Raw genomic sequence first — 18,446 nt, forward strand, 5'->3', positions numbered from 1 at the left:
ATGGCCGACCCCCGCCGGCTCCGCCGCCGCACCGTCCTCGCCGGTGGCGCCGCGTTAGCCGTCGCCACCCAGCTGCCCGCCGCCGCGGCGGCGTACCCGACGTTCGACATCAAGGCCGACTTCGGCGCCGCCGGCAACGGCAGCACCAACGACACCACCGCGTTCCAGCAGGCCGCGGCCGCGATCCAGGCGGCCGGCGGCGGTACCCTCACGATCCCGGCCGGCGTGTACGTCGTGGGCCGGCAGACGCACACGAGCGGCGTGACGCCGTACTACGTCATGGAGCCGATCATCGCTCTCAGCGGTGTGCAGTTCCTGCACGTCAAGGGCAGCACGGGCACCGTCCTGCGGCTCGCGGCCGGGCTGCGGTACGGCTCGTTCCACCCGACCACCGGCGCGCGGTACGACCCGCCGACGCTGCCGTTCACCACCGCGTCCTACGGCGTCGAGGCCGGCCGGATGATCGAGGTGCTCGACGGCAGCGACATCACCATCGAGAACCTCGAGCTCGACGGCGCCAACGACCAGCTCGTGCTCGGCGGCGAGTTCGGCGACACCGGCCGGCAGCTGAAGGCCACCGGCATCCGGCTGCTGGGCTGCACGAACGTGCGGATCACCGACGTCCACTCCCACCACCACGGCCTCGACGGCGTCACCGTCGGCCAGCCGGGGCACACCGCCGCCGACCCGGCGACGCCGCACACCATCACCCGGCTGCGTTCGGAGTACAACGGCCGCCAAGGCCTGTCGTGGACCGGCGGACGCGGGCTCACCTGCACCGACAGCGCGTTCAACCACACCGGACGCGCGGGCGTGCGGTCGGCGCCGTCGGCCGGCGTGGACATCGAGGCCGAGAGCAGCGTCTGCCGCGACGGACTCTTCACCGGCTGCGAGTTCGTGAACAACGCCGGCAGCGGGCTGGACGTCACGCACGGCGACTCCGGCTACACCCGGTTCGAGGGCTGCACGTTCTGGGGCACCACCACGTACAGCGCCTACACGACCACACCCGGCCTGGTGTTCAAGTGGTCGACGTTCAACGGCACGTCCAACGTCGGGTTCGGGTCCGCCGACGCCGCGCTGGCAACCGTCTACGCCGACTGCCACTTCGAGGACCGCCCCTGGACGAACGGGCAGGTCTACCGCGGCACGTACCTCGTCACCGACGCGGGCAACACCGGCCAGAACGTCCGCTACGCCGACTGCACGTTCGTCGCCCGCGAGCTGCGCAGTATCTGGACCAACGACGTCACGGTGCAGAAGCACTTCGTCCGCTGCACGATCGACCACCGCTACGCGGCGCTGGCCGACGGCGGCATCCAGTGCCACCCCTGGGGCGCCCGGCTGGTGGCCTGCACGTTCACCGAGGCCATGGGGACGACGACGAGGCGCTGGTACGTCCACCTCAACGACGTCGTGGTCGAGAACGACGTCGACGGCATACCGACCACGGTCACCGGCCCGGCCGTCCGCTGGGGCAGTCCCAGCGGACCGGTCGGCACGATCGCCGAGGGCCCCTATGGCTGAGGCCGGCGAGACGACGCCGGGGTTCCGCGACTTCCTCGACGGCATGTACGACCCGTCGCTGCAGGTGCAGCTGAACGTCCATCGCCGGACCAGCGAGTGGCTCGCGGCCGGCCGGCGCGCCAACGACCTGCTGCTGACCCCCGACGACGTGCGCCGGCGCCAGGAGGAGCTGCGCAAGCTCGCCCTCGACGCCCTGGGCGGGGACCTGCCGGACGACCGGCCGGTCCCCACGGCCCGGCCGGCCGGCACGCTGGCGGCCGACGGGTACGTGGTCGAGAAGCTGGTCCTCGACGTCGGTGACGGTGTCCTGCTGCCGACCCACCTGTACCGGCCGGACAGCGCGACGGCCAGGCGCCCGGCCGGTGCGGTGCTGTTCCTCTGCGGGCACGCCGACGCGGGCAAGGCCGCGCCCCGCTACCAGGCCATGTGCGCCCGGCTGGCCCGGGCCGGCCTGGTGGTGCTGACCTACGACTCCATCGGTCAGGGCGAGCGCAAGAGCTACCTCGACGCCGACGGCCGCGAGCTGATCCCGGCCAACGTGCCCGAGCACGTCCACGCGGGCGTGCAGTGCTGGTGGGCGGGCGACACCATCGCGCGCTACTTCGTCAGCGACGCGCGCCGGGCGCTGGACTACCTGACCGCGCGGCCCGAGGTCGACGCGGCCCGCGTCGGCGTGGCCGGCAACAGCGGCGGCGGCACCCAGGCCACCTGGCTGATGCTCGTGGAACCGCGCATCGCCGCCGCCGCGCCGAGCTGCTTCGTCACCGGGCGCGAGGAGTACCAGCGATCGGGCCAGGCGCAGGACCCGGAGCAGGTCATCCCCGGCGGCGCGCTGGCCGGCCTGGACCACGAGGACTTCCTGGTCGCGATGGCGCCGCGGCCGACGCTGGTGCTCTCGGCGAACTCGGACTTCTTCTGCGTCGAGGGGGCGGTGCGAACGGTCGAGCGGGCGCGGCGGATCGTCGACCTCACCGGCGGCTCGCTCGCCCACGTCCGCGCCGACGGCGAGCACGGGCTCGGCCCGGAGCTGGCCGCCGCCGCGACCGCGTTCCTCGCCCGGCACCTCGGCGACGCCGGCACGCCGGCGGCGGCGCCGGTCCTCGACGAGCCGCCGGTGCGGACGGCCGCGGAGCTGCGGTGCACCCGGACCGGGCAGTTGGCCACCGACCATCCGGGCGGGCCCCTCGTCTTCGACCTCAACCGCGACCGGCTGGCCCGCGAGCTGCCGGGCGAGGCCGGCGGCGTCCCCTGGCTGCACGAGCGGGTGGCGAACGGCCGGGAGCCGGCGCCGGAGTTCTACCCGCGGTGGTGGGCCGACCCGGCGTCCGGTGCCCGCAAGGTGTTCTGGTGGTCCGAGCGCGACATCGTCAACGCGGCGATCGTGCTCGACCCGGCGCCCGGCGTGCCCGCGGACGGCACCGACCTGTTGCTGCTGGACCGGGGCACCGAGGACCTCGACGCCCACCTGGACGCCTGCGACCGCGCGCGGGCGGCCGGCCGCCGGGTGGTCGTGCTGGACGTGCGCGGCACCGGCGCGCTCGCGGTGCACCGGTTCAACGAGTTCGGTCTGGAGGCCAACTACGGCACGCTCTACAAGATCGTCGCCGATCTGGTCTGCCTCTCCGACAGCCTCGGCGCGGCCCGGGTCCACGACGTCCTCCGGGCCGCGGAGTTCGTCCGCACCTGGGCCGAGGGGCCGGTCCGCCTCGTCGGCGCCGGCCAGGGCGCCTTCCTCTCCGTCCTGGCCGGCGCGCTGGACACCGGCGTCGCCGAGGTGGTCTGCCTGACGCCGCCGCTGGACCCGGTCCGCGTCGTGGGGACCCGGTTCTACGGCCCGGAGCGGGACAACCAGGTCGTCATCCCCGGCCTCGCAAGGCACTGCCCGATGGCGGAGTGGTCCGCCGCGCTGGGGCCGCGGTGGAGACGCCACGACGCCTGGTTCGAGCGGCCTCCCAGCGCACCAGCAGCGGCACCGCGATGAAGATCGACGAGTAGGTGCCGGCGAGGATGCCGACGAACAGCGCCAGCGCGAGGTCCTCCAGCGTCTGCGCCCCGACGGTGACGGCACCGGCGATCAGCATCCCGGCCACCGGGAGCAGCGCGATCAACGACGTCGACACCGACCGGAGCAGCGTCTGGTCGACCGCGCGGCCGGCCGCCTGTGCGTATGTCACTCCGCGGGCACGGCGGCGGGTGTTCTCGCGCACCTTGTCGAAGACGACGACGGTGTCGTAGAGGGAGTAGCCGAGGATCGTGAGCACGCCGACGACGGTCGCCGGGGTGACGGTCAGTCCGGCCAGCGCGTACACGCCGACGGTGATGGCGAGGTCGTGCAGCAGGGCGGCGAACGCGGCCAGCGCCATGAGCGGCGCGAACGCGACCGACAGGTAGCCGACGATCAGCACGGCGAACACGATCAGCGCCACGACGGCCTTGCGGGTGACGTCGTGGCCCCAGCTCGGCCCGATGACGTCGGTCGTGACGTCGTTCGCGGACACCCCGGCGACCTGCGCGACGGTGTCCTGCAGCTCGGCCGCGCGATCGGCGTCGGAGCGGCCGACCTCGACGACGATGCTGCCGTCGCCCAGCTGCCGCACCTGGGCGTTGTCGACGCCGTCGGCGGCGAGGGCGTCCTCGACCTGACCGACGGTGGCCGAGCCGCCGTGCGTCTGGATGATCGCGCCGCCCTCGAACTCGACGCCGAGCTGCAGGCCGCGGACGGACAGGCCGGCCACGGCGAGGACGAGCACGACGGCGCTGAGGGCGAACCAGCGACGCGACCGCCCCACGACGTCGATGCTCGCCTCGCCGCGGTGCAGCCGGGCGCCGAGCGATGCCTGGCCGCTCTCCCCCGCCGGCAGGCCGGACCAGCGGCCGCGCAGCCACCACCCGCGCACCGCGTACGCGACCATCGGCCGCGTGAACAGGAACACCACCACCAGGTCGATCAGCGTCGCCAGGCCGAGCGCGAAGGCGAAGCCGCGCACCTGATCGGCCGAGAGCAGGTACAGCACCGCCGCGGAGAGGAACGACACGGTGTCGGCGACGAGGATCGTGCGCCGCGCCCGCCGCCAGCCGTACTCGACGGCGGAGCGTGGGGTGCGGCCGTCGCGGACCTCGTCGCGGACCCGTTCGAAGAACACGACGAACGAGTCGGCGGTGATGCCGACCGCGACGATCAGCCCGGCGATCCCGGCCAGCGACAGCCGGTAGTTGAGCTGGGCGCCGAGCAGCGACACCGCCGCGTACGAACAGCCGGCCGCCAGCACCAGGCTGGCGACGGCGATGACGCCGAGGCGCCGGTAGTAGGCCAGGCAGTACAGGGCGACCAGGCCGAGCCCGATCGCACCGGCCACCAGGCCGACCTGCAGCTGGGTGGCGCCCAGGGTCGGCGAGATCGTGCTGACCTGGCTCTTCTCGAACGCCAGCGGCAGCGACCCGTAGGTCAGCACGTGCGCGAGATCGGTCGCCTCCTGCTTGGTGAACGTCCCGGTGATCTGTGCCCGGCCGCCGCTGATGACGTCGACGATCCGCGGCGACGACACCACCAGGCCGTCGAGCACGATGGCGATCTCGTTCTTCGGCGCCGGAAGGTCCACCACGGCCTTCGTCGCGTCGGCGAACTGCTTCGTGCCGGCGTGGTCGAACTTGAGGTCGACCTCCCAGCCGCCGGCTCCCCCGGCCGGCACCCCGGCCTGCGCGGCGGATAGATCGGTGCCCTCGACGACGGCCGGGCCGAGCACGTACTTGGCCGTGCCGTCGCGATCGCAGGCCGCGACGGTGTCGTCGGCGGCCGCCTTGTCCCCGCCCTGCCGGGCCGCCGGGCTGGTGCAGTCCAGCGCGTCGTACGCGGTGGCGACGGCGGCCGGCACCTCCTTGCTCGCCGCCGTCGTCCCGGCCGGCTGCACCGACGGCGGCCCGGTGGCCAGCACCGGGCGGAACCGCAGCAGCGCGGTCTGGCCGATGAGGTCGACCAGCGCGCGGTCGTTGCGGCCCGGGACGGTGACGACGATCTGGTCCGAGCCGCGGACTGCCACCTCGGCCTCGGCGACGCCGGTCGCGTTGACTCGCTGCCGGATGATCGCGACCGCCTCGTCCATCGCGGCCCGCGTCACCTTGCCGGAGTCCGTCGACGGTGACGCCGACAGCGTCACGCTCGTGCCGCCCGCGAGGTCGACGGCCAGCCGGGGGCGCAGCGCGCCGGAGACCAGCATGCCGGTGACGACCAGCACCAGCAGCGCGGCCAGCGCGATCAGTGGCCGGCCGGGCCTCGGGATACCGGGTGGGCGGGTGTCGGGCACGGGTCCTCCGATCAGTGCAGCCGCACGCGCGGGTCCAGCGCCGCGTAGGCCACGTCGACGACGATGTTGGCGATGACGACGGCCGCGGACGCGACGAGCACGATCCCGATGATCACCGGCAGGTCCTGCCGGGTGATCGCGTCGACGGCGGTGTTGCCGAGGCCGGGCAGGCTGAACACCGTCTCGGTCACGACGGCGCCGCCGACCAGCTGGCCCAGGTCGATGCCGAACTGCGTCACCACCGGCGTCAGGGCCGCGCGCAGCCCGTGCCGGTAGATGACGCGGCGCTCGGTGATCCCCTTGGACCGGGCGGTGCGGATGTAGTCCTCGCCCAGCACGTCGAGCATCGACGCGCGGGTGAGCCGGGTGTACGTCGCGGCCAGCAGCAGCGCCAGCGTGATCCACGGCAGCACCATGTGCTGGAACCAGGCGGTCGGGTCCTGGGCGAACGGGACGTAGCCGCCGGCCGGGAACCACGTCACCCCGCGCAGGGTCAGCTGGTAGTAGAAGACGTACAGCAGCAGGATGCCGAGCAGGAACGGCGGCATCGAGTAGAAGAACAGCGAGAACGCGGTCAGGCCGCGGTCCTCCAGTGAGCGCGGGTGCGTGGCCGACAGCACCCCGTTGAACACGCCCAGCACCAGCCAGATGATCGACGCGCCGATCGCCAGCGACAGCGTGATCGGCAGCGCCTGCGCGATGATGTGCGTCACCGGCACCTGGTGGTAGTAGTCGTAGCCGAGGTCGCCGTGCAACGCCCGCCACACGAAGTCGAGGTACTGCTTCCAGACCGGCTGGTCCAGGCCGAGCCGGTGCTGGATCAGCGCGATCGTCTCCGGGGTCGCCTGACGCCCGGCCAGCGTGCGGGCCACGTCGTTGGGCACCACGAAGAACAACCCGAACACCGCGACGGTGATGAGCCAGAGCACCACGATCCCCTGGAGGATCCGGCGGATCAGGAAGCGCGCCACGGCAACCCCCTCACCGGCGCAGCTGCTGCTCGAGGCGCGGGTCGAACGCGTCGCGCACGCCGTCGCCGAACAGGTTGAAGGCCAGCGTCGTGATCAGCAGCGCGGCGCCGGGGAAGACGACGAACCACCAGGCCGTCGTGTAGTAGTTCTGCGCGGAGCTGATCATGCCGCCCCAGTCGGCGGTGGGCGGCGGCAGCCCGAGGCCCAGGAACGACAGCGTCGCCTGCGTGACGATCACGACGGGGACCAGCAGCGTCGTGTAGACGATGACCGGCGCCAGCACGTTCGGCAGGACGTCGACGAACATGATCCGGACCGACCCGGCGCCGAGCGAGCGGGCCGCCTCGACGTACTCGCGCTCGCGGATCGACAGCACCTGCCCGCGCACGATACGGGCCACGGACGCCCAGCTGAAGAACCCGATGACCAGCACCGTCACCGTCATGCTCGGCCCGGTGACGGACACCAGCGCGATCGCGACCAGCAGGAACGGCACCGACAGCACGACGTCGACGACGCGGGCGAGGACGGTGTCCAGCCAGCCGCCGACGTACCCGGCGGCCAGCCCGACCAGCACGCCGACCACGACCGTCAGCCCGGTGGCGACCACGCCGACCAGCAGCGAGACCCGCGCGCCGTAGGCGATGCGGACCAGGATGTCGCGGCCGAGGTCGTCGGTGCCGAGCCAGAACGTGCTGTTCGGCGCGCGAGGCAGGCCCTCCGGCGAGAGCCCGATGTCGCGGTACTGCTCGTTCGGCGGGTGCCCGGTGACGTGGGCGACCAGCGGTGCGGCGATGGCGACGACGACGATGAGCAGGATCACGACGAGCGAGATCATCGCGACCTTGTCGCGCCGCAGCCGCGACCACGCCAGCGCCCAGGTGCCGCGGCCCTCGATCGGCTTCGCCGACGCGGCGGAGGCCGTGACCGTGGCGACCGGCTGGGCGTTCATCGCACGCCACCGGGCAGCGGCGCTGGCGCCGCGGTGAGGTCCTCGCCGGCCTGCAGCGGATGCCAGCAGGCGGCCCGGTGGTCGTCCGGGTCGCCGAGCACCGGCTCGAGCGGTGGCTCGGTCAGCGCGCAGTCCTCGCGCGCCTTCGGGCAGCGCGGATGGAACCGGCACCCGGACGGCGGCGCCACCGGCGACGGCACGTCGCCGCCGAGGATCACCCGGCGGCGGCTGTCGGCGGCGTCGGGGTCGGCTACCGGCGCCGCCGACAGCAACGCCCGCGTGTACGGATGCCGCGGGCGCTCGAACAGCACCTCCGAGGGTGCCAGTTCGACGATCTTGCCGAGGTACATGACCGCGATCCGGTCGCTGACGTGCCGCACGACGGACAGGTCGTGCGAGATGAACACGTAGGTCAGTCCGAACTCCGTCCGCAGGTCGGCGAGCAGGTTGATGATCTGGCCCTGGATGGACACGTCCAGCGCGGACACCGGCTCGTCGCAGACCAGCAGCCGCGGCCGCAGCGCCAGCGCCCGGGCGATGCCGATGCGCTGGCGCTGGCCGCCGGAGAACTCGGCCGGGAACCGGTTGTAGTGCTCCGGGTTCAGCCCGACCAGCTCCATCAGCTCCTGCACGCGGCCCTTGCGGACGGCGCGGCCGCCCAGTCCGTGGATGGCGAACGGGTCGCCGATGATCGCGCCGACACGACGACGCGGGTTCAGCGAGCCGAACGGGTCCTGGAAGATCATCTGCAGGTTCCGGCGCAGCGGCCGCATCCTGGCGCCGGACAGGTGGGTGATGTCGGCCCCGTCGAAGACGACCCGGCCGCCGGTCGGTTCCAGCAGCCGGGCCACGCAGCGGGCCAGCGTCGACTTGCCGCAGCCGGTCTCGCCCACCAGCCCCAGCGTCTCGCCGGGCGCGACGTCGAGGCTGACCCCGTCGACCGCGTGCACCACCCCGCCCGCCCGGCCCGTCAGCGCCGACGCGCCCGCGGGGAACTCCTTGACCAGCCCCTCCACGTGCAGCAGCGGCTCGGTGTCCATCAGGCGGCCTCCTCGGCGCTCTCCTGTCGCGGCCGGTCCGCCGGCAGCCAGCAGGCCGACTGGTGCCGCGGGTCGGCCAGCACCGCGGCCAGCGGCGGGGTGATCGAGCAACGCTCGAACGCGTACTGGCAGCGCGGCGCGAACGGGCAGCCCGGCGGCACCGCGATGAGGCTGGGCGGACTGCCGGGGATCGGGCGCAGCCGCCCGGACGCCTCGCCGCGCAGCGGCAGCGACGTCAGCAGCCCCTCGGTGTACGGGTGGTGGTAGCGGTAGAACAGCTCGCGTCGCGGCGCGCGCTCCATGGCCGCGCCGGCGTACATGACGACGACGTCGTCGGCCAGCTCCGCGATCACGCCGAGGTCGTGCGTCACCATGATGATCGCGGTGCCGAACTCCTCCTGCAGCCGCCGCATCACGTCCAGCACCTGCGCCTGGACGGTGACGTCGAGCGCCGTCGTCGGCTCGTCCGCGATCAGCACCTCGGGCGAGAGCGCCATCGCCATCGCGATCATCACGCGCTGGCGCATGCCGCCGGAGAACTGGTGCGGGTAGTCGTCCACCCGGGTCTCCGGGCGCGGGATGCCGACCAGCCCGAGCAGGTCCGCGGCCCGCGCCCGGGCAGCCGCCCGTCCGATGTCCTCGTGCGCGCGGATGATCTCCTCGATCTGCCAGCCGATACGGTGGTAGGGATGCAGGCTGGACAGCGGGTCCTGGAAGATCATCCCGATCCGGGCGCCGCGCACCTCGCGCAGCTCCTCCTCGTTCGCCGTCAGGAGGTCGACGCCGTCGAGCACGACCCTGCCCCCGACGTCGGCGCCGCGGGTCAGCCGGGTGATGGTCTGCACGGCCACCGACTTGCCCGACCCCGACTCCCCCACCAGGCCCAGCGTGGACCCCGCGGCCAGCGTGAACGACAGGCCCCGGACGGCGCGGACCACGCCGTCCGGGGTGTCGAACGAGACCCGGAGATCCTCGACCTCCAGTAGCGCCATGTCAGCCGCCCTGCTCGCCCTTGGTGAGCCACACGTTCGCCGGGTCGAAGTTCTGGAACGCCGGGATGTAGACGGCGTTGTTGACCTGCGACGCGTGGTAGTTCGCGTTGAGCGGATCGGTGATCGGGAAGAACACGGCGTCCTTCATGACCTGCTCGTCGGCCTGCTCCCACAGCGTGGCGGCGTCGTCCTTCGTCGCCGCCTGGGACGCCTGCTGGATCAGCGTGTTCAGGTCCGGGTTGTCGTAGAGGCCGAAGTTGCTGCCGGCCGGCGGGAACGACGGCTTGCCGGAGAACAGCGGCTTGAAGAACGACAGCGCCGCGTCGCCGTACCAGTCCGGGCCCCACCCGGCCAGCGCCAGGTCCCACGTCCCGGCCTGCGCGACCGACGGCACCTGCAGGTACTTCGTGTAGAAGTCCGCGTTCGGCGACGGCACGCCGGTGACGGTGATGCCGGCCTTCTGCAGGTCCTGCTGGACCGTCTGGAACGCCTTGCTGCTGCCCTCGGAGGCGTTGCGGTACAGGAACTTCAACGTCAGCCCGTTCGGGTAGCCGGCGTCGGCGAGCAGTTGCTTCGCCTTGTCGACGTCGTACGGGTACAGGTCGGAGTCCTTGGACCCGTTGATCTCCTTCGGCAGCACGTGCGTCAGCGGCGGCGTGACCTTCGGCCCGCCCAGCACCTGGATGATGTCGTCCCGGTTGATCGCGTACTCCAGCGCCTGCCGGACCTGCGGCTTGCTCAGCGCCGAGGCGTTGTTCGGCGAGGCGAGGTTGAACACGATGTACGGGTTGGTCGACGACGTGTCGCCCAGGTCCAGGTTGGGATCGTCGGAGCTCATCAGCCCGGCCAGCTGCGACGGCGGCACCTGCACGTCGAACTGCATGTCCGCCGACGGCGTGCCGGTCTGCAGCTGCTGCTGGATGGAGTCCTGGCTGACCGTCTCGTCCACGACGATCTTGTCGACGTACGCCTTGCGAATCGGGTCGGTGGACGAGTCCCACGTCGGGTTGCGCGTGTAGGTGATCGACTTCGTCGGCTCCCAGGACGCCACCTGGTACGGGCCGTCGGAGACCTGGTGCTGGCCCAGATCGGTGCTGCCCGGCAGGTAGGCGAGGACCTCCTCCGGCGCCGGCGAGAACGCCGGCAGCGTCAGCATGTCGACGAAGTACGTCGCCGGGTGGGTCAGCGTGAAGGTCACCGTGGTGTCGTCGGTCGCGACGACGCCGGGCAGGTCGGTGTTGTCGATGTAGCTCGCGATCGACTTCGCGTCCTGGGGCACGTTCGCGAACCCCGCGCAGAAGTCCTGGTAGCCGACGATCAGGTCGGCGAAGTCCGGCGTGCCGCCGAACGGCTGCACCGGGTTGCAGGTGCGCTTGACGCCGCGGACGACGTCGGCAGCGGTCACGGCCCGGGCCGGGCTGGTGTTCCACTGCACTCCGTCGCGCAGCGTGATGGTGTACGTCTTGCCGTCGGAGCTGACACCGCCGTTGTCCTGGGTCGGCAGGTCCGTGGCGAGGTCCGGGACGGCGGTGGTGGTCTTGCCGTCCTCCGCGGGATAGGTGAACAACTGACGGCTCCAGAGCCGCAGGTTCAGGTACCCGACCGAGTAGTAGCTGACGTTCGGGTCCATGTAGTCCACGTCCCCCGAGCCCAGCATGTTGAGCGTGCCGCCGGTGACGGCCTCGCCCGTGGAGTTGCTTCCGGCGGTGCTGCCACCGCCGCCCCCGCAGCCCGCGAGGGCCAGCAGGCCGGCCACGCCGATGACGGCGGCGGCCCATCGTGCTCTGGCGTGCCTCATGCCGCCATGAGACTCCCGATCTTGACCGCCGTCCCGGCCGCGCCGCCGGATGTCACCGGTTCGCCATCTGCGCGGGCCGGTTCGTGACGCCCGGATGACGCGCCGTCATCTTCGTCATGCGAGCGTCATCCGCGGATCGCGGGCCGCGCCGCGCCATACTGGAGGCGTGACGCGCAGTGTGCTGCTCGTCGAGGACGACCAGCGGGTGCGCCGGGCACTGCGGCTGGCGCTGGAGGACGAGGGCTACCAGGTCCGCGAGGCCGGATCGGGCCGCGACGGCCTGGCCGAGCTGAGCCGCAACCCGCCCGACGTCGTGCTGCTGGACCTCATGCTCCCCGACACCGACGGGTTCGCCGTCTGCCACCAGATCAGGCACACCAGTGCCATCCCCGTCATCATGGTGACCGCCCGCACCGACAGCCACGACGTCGTCGCCGGGCTCGAGGCGGGCGCCGACGACTACGTCACCAAGCCGCTGGTCGCGAAGGAGCTGTCGGCGCGCATCCGGGCGCTGCTGCGGCGCACCGACAACGCGCCGGGCGGCGCGCCGCGCCGGCTCGCCTCCGGCGACCTCGAGATCGGGGTGGACGAGGGCGTCGTGACCCGCGACGGCGTCGCGCTGGCCCTGACGCAGACGGAGTTCAAGCTGCTGGCCGAGCTGGCGCTGGCCGGTGGCAAGGTGCGCAGCCGCGAACAACTGCTGGAACGGGTCTGGGGGTACGGCTACTTCGGCGACAGCCGCATCGTCGACGTCCACGTCCGGCGGCTGCGGACGAAGGTGGAACGCGACCCGGCCAGCCCCGCCCACGTCGTGACGGTGCGCGGCCAGGGCTATCGTCTGGTGCCCTGATGACGTGGCCGCGGCCGGGACTGCGCAACCGGGTCGTGCTGTGGTTCGGGCTGCTGGGGTTCGGGCTGTCGCTGGTGCTCGCGGTGACGGTGTGGGTGCTGCTGAGCCGCTTCCTGGTCACCGAGCAGGAGTCGACGGCGCTCACCGAGACGTCGGCCAACGCGACCGCGATCCAGCGCGGGCTGACGGCCAGCCAGTCCGACATCGACGGCCTGCTCGCCGGGCTGCCCTCGACCGACGGCCGCACCGCGGCGATGCTGCGCTGGGACGGGACGTGGCACGTCACGCCGGCGGGGACGTCGCAGACCGACCTGCCCGCGCCGCTGCTGGCGACGGCCGAGGGCGGGCGGCCGGTGCAGGAACGGGTCGACGTCGACGGGTCGACCCAGCTGGCGGTCGTGCTGCCGCTGAGCAACCCCGGCGACGTGTACGTCGAGTTGTACTCGCTGTCGTCGCTGAACCGGGTGCTGCTGGTGCTCGCCGTCAGCCTGGTGGCCGGTGTCGTGCTGGCGACGGCGCTCGGGCTGGCGGTGGGGCGGGCGGCGGGCCGGCGGGCGCTGCGTCCGCTGGACGCCGTCAGCCGGACGGCGGCCCGGCTGGCCGGCGGCGACCTGGGAGTACGTCTGGAGCCCGGCGACGACCCCGACCTCGTCGAGCTGGCCGCCTCGTTCAACCGCACCGCCGACGCCCTGCAGCGCCGCGTCGAGTCCGACACCCGCTTCGCCGCCGACGTCAGCCACGAGCTGCGCACGCCGCTCACCACGATGCTGAACTCGATGCAGCTGCTCGAGGCCCGGCGGGCGGAACTGCCGCCGCAGCTGCGCGAGCCGCTCGACCTGCTGGCGGCCGAGCTGGACCGCTTCCGCCAGCTGGTCGTCGACCTCCTGGAGATCTCCCGCGACGACGCCGATCCCGGCGGGCCGGCTGGCCGCGAGACCGTCGTCATCGGCGACCTCGTCCGCCACGCCGCCGACTCCGCAGCCGGCCGCCCCGTCGCGTCGATCGACCCCGACGTGACGGGCGTGCTCGTGCTGGCGGACAAGCGGCGGCTCGAGCGGGTCGTCGCGAACCTGGTCGACAACGCCGAGCTGCACGGCGGCGGGTGCCTGGCCGTGCGCGTGCTGGCCCACGACGGGCGCGTGCGGTTCGAGGTCGACGACGCCGGGCCGGGGGTGCCGGAGGATCGCCGCACCCGGGTCTTCGACCGCTTCGCCCGCGACGGCGTCGGTGGCGGCCGGGGTGGGCGCGGGGTCGGGCTGGGGCTCGCGATCGTCGCCCGGCACGTGCACTGGCACGGCGGCACCGTCTCGGTGGTGGACCGCCCCGGCGGCGGCGCCCGCTTCGTCGTCGACCTGCCCGTCGTCCGCTCGTCGTCGGCCGGCTGGCACCCATGATCACGAGACGGAGCACGGGCGCCCACACCGCCGCGGGCGGCCGCTCCAGCCCCGGGCGCTCAGGACACGGACGTGTTCGGCGGCCACACCGCAGGGGTCGCCGAAGATGTCGGCGTGGCCGTAGCGCAGAGTGGCGTTGCCGTCGAGGGTGGCGTGGTTGTCGCGGTGGTGGTCGCGGAAGCGTCCTTCGCCGGTGTGGCCGATGCGTCCGTCGAGTTCGACGCGTACCCGGTACTCGGCGTAGTCGACGTCGATCCAGCTGACTCGGCTTCCCGCGATGCGGCGTTGGCGGTGTCCGGCGGGAAGGCCGTGGGCGCGTTCGACGCGACGCAGGTGGCGCAGTTCCAGCGGTGACTGGGCGCCATCGGCGAGCATGGCTTCGGTCATGGGACGCCAGCGGATCTTCTTGCGTCGGCCGAGCGCGTCGGCGAGCCGTTCTGGTGTGCTGAGGCGACGTTGGCAGGCGGCAGTGATCCAGCCCTCGGCGTCGCGCGGGTGCGGGGCGATGTCGACGAGGTCGAGGACGGTGTCGTCGAGGCGGGTGCGTGGCGGGTTCCTCGACGGGTGTCGAGTCTGGGGCAGCCGGTGCGCGTAGTGCACCCGGACACCGTCGACCTTGCCGCGCACGTGCCGATGCGCCGGTGCGGTGACGTGGATGACCGGTCCCGCGTCGTCGCACAGGCCGTCGAGGTAGGCCGCGGTACGGTGGCTGGCGACCGCGCCCCGGCCGACGCGCAGGATCGCCGCCCGCACCTGCGCCGCGAACGGCAACGGACCCGTGAACGTGGCATACACACCGAGGTGGACGCGCCGCCAGCGCCCGGACCCGACCAACCACTCGATCCGCCGGTCGGTGAGCCCGCACGCATGTGCCTGCGCACGGCTGAGCATGCTGTGCTGCCGGGCCAGCAGGTCGTCGAGATCCACGTCACCAGCCTGCGCGAACCCGTCCCGCCGCGCCAGCCCTGGTTCGTCGCCTGTGGATAGCGTTGATCATCGGCGATCGGCCACGCCATGATGTGGTCGATCGCCGATGATCACGGGGTCGACGTGAGTGAGACCGCCGTCCACGACACCGGGGGGAGCTCGACTCGCAAGGTGCCGTCCGACACCGAGGCCACGGGCGTCGGGCGGAGGCCGACCCGGCCGGGGTGGTCGAGGGTGTTGCGGGCGTGCGGATCGTCGTCCCAGAGCGACAGCGCCTCGGCGACGGACGAGGCGCCCACACCGCGGACGTCCACCGTCGCCGGCGCGTCGACCGACCGGTTCACCAGGAACACGGCCGTCGACCCCGTCGACGCGTCGTGCGTCGCCACCGCGTCGACCACGGCGACGTCGCCGAAGGCCGCGGTCGAGTACGTCGGCGCCGACACGTCGACCGACAGCGTCACGCCACGGGCCAGCCGTGACGTCGTCGCGAACGGGAAGAACGTCGTCTGCCGCCAGCTCGGGCCGCCCGGCTCGGTCATGATCGGCGCGATGACGTTGACCAGCTGCGCCAGGCTCGCCGCCGTCACCCGGTCGGCGTGGCGCAGCAGCGACATCAGCAGGCCGCCCACCACGACGGCGTCGGCCACCGTGTACGAGTCCTCCAGGATCCGCGGCGCCACCGGCCACACCTGCGGGTCGGTGACCTTGTCCTCGTCGTGGTAGCGGTCGACGTACCAGACGTTCCACTCGTCGAAGGAGATGTCGACGCGGCGACGGCCCGGCCGCAGGGCACGGACGTGGTCGATGGTCGCGACGACGGACTCGATGAAGCGGTCCATGTCGACCGGCGAGGCGAGGAAACCGGCCAGGTCGCCGGGGGTCTCCGCGTAGTACGCGTGGCAGGACAGGTAGTCGATCTCGTCGTAGGTGTGCTCGAGGACGGTGCGTTCCCACGCGCCGAACGTCGGCATCTGCCGGTTCGAGCTGCCGCACGCGACCAGCCGCACGCCGGGGTCGAGTTGCCGCATCGCCCGCGCGGTCTGGGCGGCCAGCTTGCCGTAGTCGTCGGCGCTGCGGTGGCCGAGCTGCCAGGGCCCGTCCATCTCGTTGCCGAGGCACCACAACGTGACGCCGTGCGGATCGGGCGTCCCGTTGGCCACCCGCAGATCGGAGAGCGTCGATCCGGACCGGACGTTCGCGTACTCCAGCAGGTCCAGCGCCTCCTGCACGCCGCGGGTGCCGAGGTTGACGGCCAGCATCAGCTCGGTGCCGGCCTTCGCCGACCAGCGGGCGAACTCGTCGAGCCCGATCTCGTTGGTCTCGAGCGAGTGCCAGGCCAGGTCGAGCCGGCGCGGGCGCTGCGAACGCGGGCCGACGCCGTCCTCCCACCGGTAGCCGGAGACGAAGTTGCCGCCCGGGTAGCGGACGGTCGACACGCCCAGCTCGCGGACCAGCTCGATGACGTCCTTGCGGAAGCCGTCCTCGTCGGCCGTGGCGTGGGCGGGCTCGTAGATGCCGTCGTACACCGCGCGTCCCAGGTGCTCGACGAACGAACCGAACAGGCGCCGGTCGACGGCGCCGACGACGAACGAGGGATCGACGGTCAGCGATGCGTGCGGCACTCAGCTCTCCTTGCTCTCGACGGGCACAGCGTTGCGGGGGTCGTGGGCGTGCGCGCGGAACCGGTCGACGAGGGGCGTGGCGACGCGGTGCAGCACACCGTCGCGTTCGGCCAGCTCCCAGAGGCCCATCGTCAGACGGTGCGCCTCGCGCGGGGCGGTCGAGTGCCGGTAGGTCCACTCGTACATGTCGAACACCGGCCACCACGTGTACGCGGCGACGGGGACGCCGTCGGCCCGCAGCCGGTGGACGGCGTCGACGGACGCGTCCAGCCAGGCCAGCCGTTCGGCGACGCTCGCCGTCACGCAGGTCTCGGTGAGCGCGACGGGGACGCCGTGTCGCGCGTGGGCGGCGCGCAGCAGCTCCTCCAGCCCGGTGACGCCGTCGTCGTGGGTCGGACGGGGGTCGCGGAAGCCGCCGCCGTGCGGCTTCCCCGCCGAGACCACCTCGGTGGAGTGCCGCGGGTAGTAGTTGACGCCCATGACGTCCGGCGGCGTGGGGTCGGCGGCGAACCAGCCGAGGTCGTCGTCGCGGAAACCGTGCTCGAGCAGGAACGGGGCCAGCGGGTGGGCCGCGTCGACCCGGCCGGTGACCAGGTCCTCGACGAGGTGCACCTGCTGCCGCAACCGCTCGATCAGCGGCACGTCGTCGCCGGCATAGCGCATACCGGCGTCGACGTGCACGAACACGCCCCGCTCCCCCAGCACGTCACGCATCGCCCGCTGCGCCAGCACGAACCCGCGGGCCAGTTGGCCGGCCATCGTCACCAGACCGTCCGGGCCGGCCAGGTACGGCGGCCAGTAGGCGTACTCGCCGGAGAACAGCGCGTGGATCATCGGCTCGTTCACCGGCGTGTAGTCGGTGACGCGGTCGGCGTAGCGCTCGGCGACCCGGGCGGAGTACTCCGCCACGTGCGACGGGTAGTCGGGGTGGGCGAACTGGCTGTCCAGCCAGAGCGGTGTGCCGTAGTGCAGCAGGTCGACGACCGGCCGCAGTCCCAGCTCGGCGAACCGGTCCATGACGCGGTCCAGCCAGGACCACTCCCAGGTGTCCGGCGCCGGGTTGACCCGGTACCACGGCACGCCCCAGCGCAGCAGCGTCGCGCCGGCGTCGGCGGCCAGGCCGAGATCGCCGGACCAGAACTCGTAGTGCTGGGTCAGCTCGTACTCGTCGATGGCCCGTTCGCCCGGCCGCTCCTGCGGCACGAAGGTGTCCTCGACGCCCAGCGCGAAGTGCAGCGCGCCGTCGGTGTGCCAAGACGTCATTTGATCCCCGTCGTCGCGATGCTCTCGATGAACCGCCGCTGCACCAGCAGGAACGCGATCACCAGTGGCAGGATCGCCACCAGCGCGCCGGCCATCATGACGCCGTACGGGACGATGCCGCCCGGTCCGGTCAGCAGCGTCAGCCCGGACGTGATGGTGCCCATCTCGCGCTCCGTGGTGAAGATCAGCGGCCACAGCAGGTCGTTCCAGTTGTTGACGAAGGTGAAGATCGCCAGGGTCAGCAGCGCCGGGACGGCGTTGGGCAGGACGATGCTGCGGAAGATCCGGAACTCCGACGCGCCGTCGATGCGGGCGGCGTTGTCGAGGTCGCGCGGCAGCGCCAGGAAGAACTGCCGCAGGAAGAAGATGCCGAACGCGTCGGCGGCCCGCGGCGCGATCAGCCCGGCGAACGTGTTCACCCAGCCGAGGTCGCTGACCAGCTGGTACACGGGGACGAGCGTCGCCTGGAACGGGATCATCAGCGTGGCGATGATCGCGATCAGCAGCGTCCGCCGGCCGGTGAAGTCGATGCGGGCCAGCGCGTACGCCGCCAGCGAGTCGAAGACCAGCGCGAACATCGTCACCCCGCCGGCGAACAGGAAGCTGTTCAGCACCAGCCGGGCGAAGGGCAGCTCGTCGACGATCCGGCGGAGGTTGTCCAGCGTCCAGTCCTGCGGCAGCAGGGTGGGCGGGAACGCGTTCACCTCGGACACCGGCTTGAACGCGGTGAGCACGATGATGGCCAGCGGCAGCAGCACGGCGGCCGTCACGGCCAGCATCGCCATCGTGCCGAGGACGGTGCTCGG

At 72.5% G+C, this 18,446-nt stretch carries 13 protein-coding genes; 3 read left to right on the plus strand and 10 right to left on the minus strand.

Going from position 1 to position 18,446, the window contains the following annotated elements:
* Complete coding sequence (locus DZA62_RS11340; protein ID WP_116948983.1) at positions 1–1,527, plus strand: right-handed parallel beta-helix repeat-containing protein; 1,527 nt, start codon at positions 1–3, stop codon at positions 1,525–1,527.
* A 1,856-nt stretch (positions 1,528–3,383) separates the two neighbouring features.
* Here DZA62_RS11340 and secD read toward each other — a convergent pair.
* From secD to DZA62_RS11375, 6 genes are read right to left on the minus strand one after another with little or no spacing between them, the layout of a single operon-like run.
* On the minus strand, positions 3,384–5,828 hold the full coding sequence (gene secD, locus DZA62_RS11350; protein WP_116948985.1) for a protein translocase subunit SecD: 2,445 nt from the start codon (positions 5,826–5,828) through the stop codon (positions 3,384–3,386).
* A gap of 11 nt (positions 5,829–5,839) precedes the next feature.
* Entirely contained in the window at positions 5,840–6,799 is a 960-nt protein-coding gene (locus tag DZA62_RS11355; protein WP_116948986.1) for an ABC transporter permease, read from the minus strand.
* Positions 6,800–6,809: 10 nt separating this feature from the next.
* Positions 6,810–7,751, minus strand: coding sequence for an ABC transporter permease (locus tag DZA62_RS11360; protein ID WP_116948987.1), 942 nt, complete (start codon positions 7,749–7,751; stop codon positions 6,810–6,812).
* A complete protein-coding gene (locus tag DZA62_RS11365) occupies positions 7,748–8,791 on the minus strand; it encodes an ABC transporter ATP-binding protein (protein ID WP_116948988.1) in 1,044 nt (347 codons plus the stop codon). Before DZA62_RS11365 ends, DZA62_RS11360 begins: the two co-directional genes overlap by 4 nt.
* Positions 8,791–9,783, minus strand: coding sequence for an ABC transporter ATP-binding protein (locus DZA62_RS11370; RefSeq protein WP_116948989.1), 993 nt, complete (start codon positions 9,781–9,783; stop codon positions 8,791–8,793). The genes DZA62_RS11365 and DZA62_RS11370 overlap by 1 nt, the downstream gene beginning before the upstream one ends.
* Before the next feature lies 1 nt (position 9,784).
* Complete coding sequence (locus tag DZA62_RS11375; RefSeq protein ID WP_116948990.1) at positions 9,785–11,581, minus strand: ABC transporter substrate-binding protein; 1,797 nt, start codon at positions 11,579–11,581, stop codon at positions 9,785–9,787.
* 166 nt (positions 11,582–11,747) lie between these two features.
* Here DZA62_RS11375 and DZA62_RS11380 point away from each other — a divergent pair, with 166 nt between their 5' ends.
* Together DZA62_RS11380 and DZA62_RS11385 are read left to right on the plus strand one after the other, a co-directional pair.
* Positions 11,748–12,431: a response regulator transcription factor gene (locus tag DZA62_RS11380; protein WP_116948991.1), complete on the plus strand. Its 684-nt coding sequence runs from the start codon at positions 11,748–11,750 to the stop codon at positions 12,429–12,431.
* A complete protein-coding gene (locus DZA62_RS11385; RefSeq protein WP_116948992.1) occupies positions 12,431–13,825 on the plus strand; it encodes a HAMP domain-containing sensor histidine kinase in 1,395 nt (464 codons plus the stop codon). Before DZA62_RS11380 ends, DZA62_RS11385 begins: the two co-directional genes overlap by 1 nt.
* On the opposite strand, the gene DZA62_RS11390 is transcribed toward DZA62_RS11385, so the two are convergent.
* The 4 genes from DZA62_RS11390 to DZA62_RS11405 all read right to left on the minus strand — a co-directional run bounded on the left by DZA62_RS11390 (position 13,826) and on the right by DZA62_RS11405 (position 18,425).
* Positions 13,826–14,752, minus strand: coding sequence for a type IV toxin-antitoxin system AbiEi family antitoxin domain-containing protein (locus DZA62_RS11390; RefSeq protein WP_198663641.1), 927 nt, complete (start codon positions 14,750–14,752; stop codon positions 13,826–13,828). It lies immediately after the preceding gene.
* A 110-nt stretch (positions 14,753–14,862) separates the two neighbouring features.
* The gene (gene arfA, locus DZA62_RS11395) at positions 14,863–16,377 is read right to left on the minus strand and encodes an arabinosylfuranosidase ArfA (RefSeq protein WP_116948993.1); all 1,515 of its coding nucleotides are present in this window, start codon (positions 16,375–16,377) and stop codon (positions 14,863–14,865) included.
* Positions 16,378–17,640 carry a family 1 glycosylhydrolase gene (locus tag DZA62_RS11400; RefSeq protein ID WP_116948994.1) on the minus strand — a complete coding sequence of 421 codons (1,263 nt, stop codon included), beginning with the start codon at positions 17,638–17,640 and terminating at the stop codon, positions 16,378–16,380.
* Positions 17,637–18,425: a carbohydrate ABC transporter permease gene (locus DZA62_RS11405; protein ID WP_116949103.1), complete on the minus strand. Its 789-nt coding sequence runs from the start codon at positions 18,423–18,425 to the stop codon at positions 17,637–17,639. The genes DZA62_RS11400 and DZA62_RS11405 overlap by 4 nt, the downstream gene beginning before the upstream one ends.
* Between the last annotated feature and the right edge of the window lie 21 nt (positions 18,426–18,446).

It is taken from the genome of Jiangella endophytica (assembly GCF_003427025.1).
GTDB lineage: Bacteria > Actinomycetota > Actinomycetes > Jiangellales > Jiangellaceae > Jiangella > Jiangella endophytica.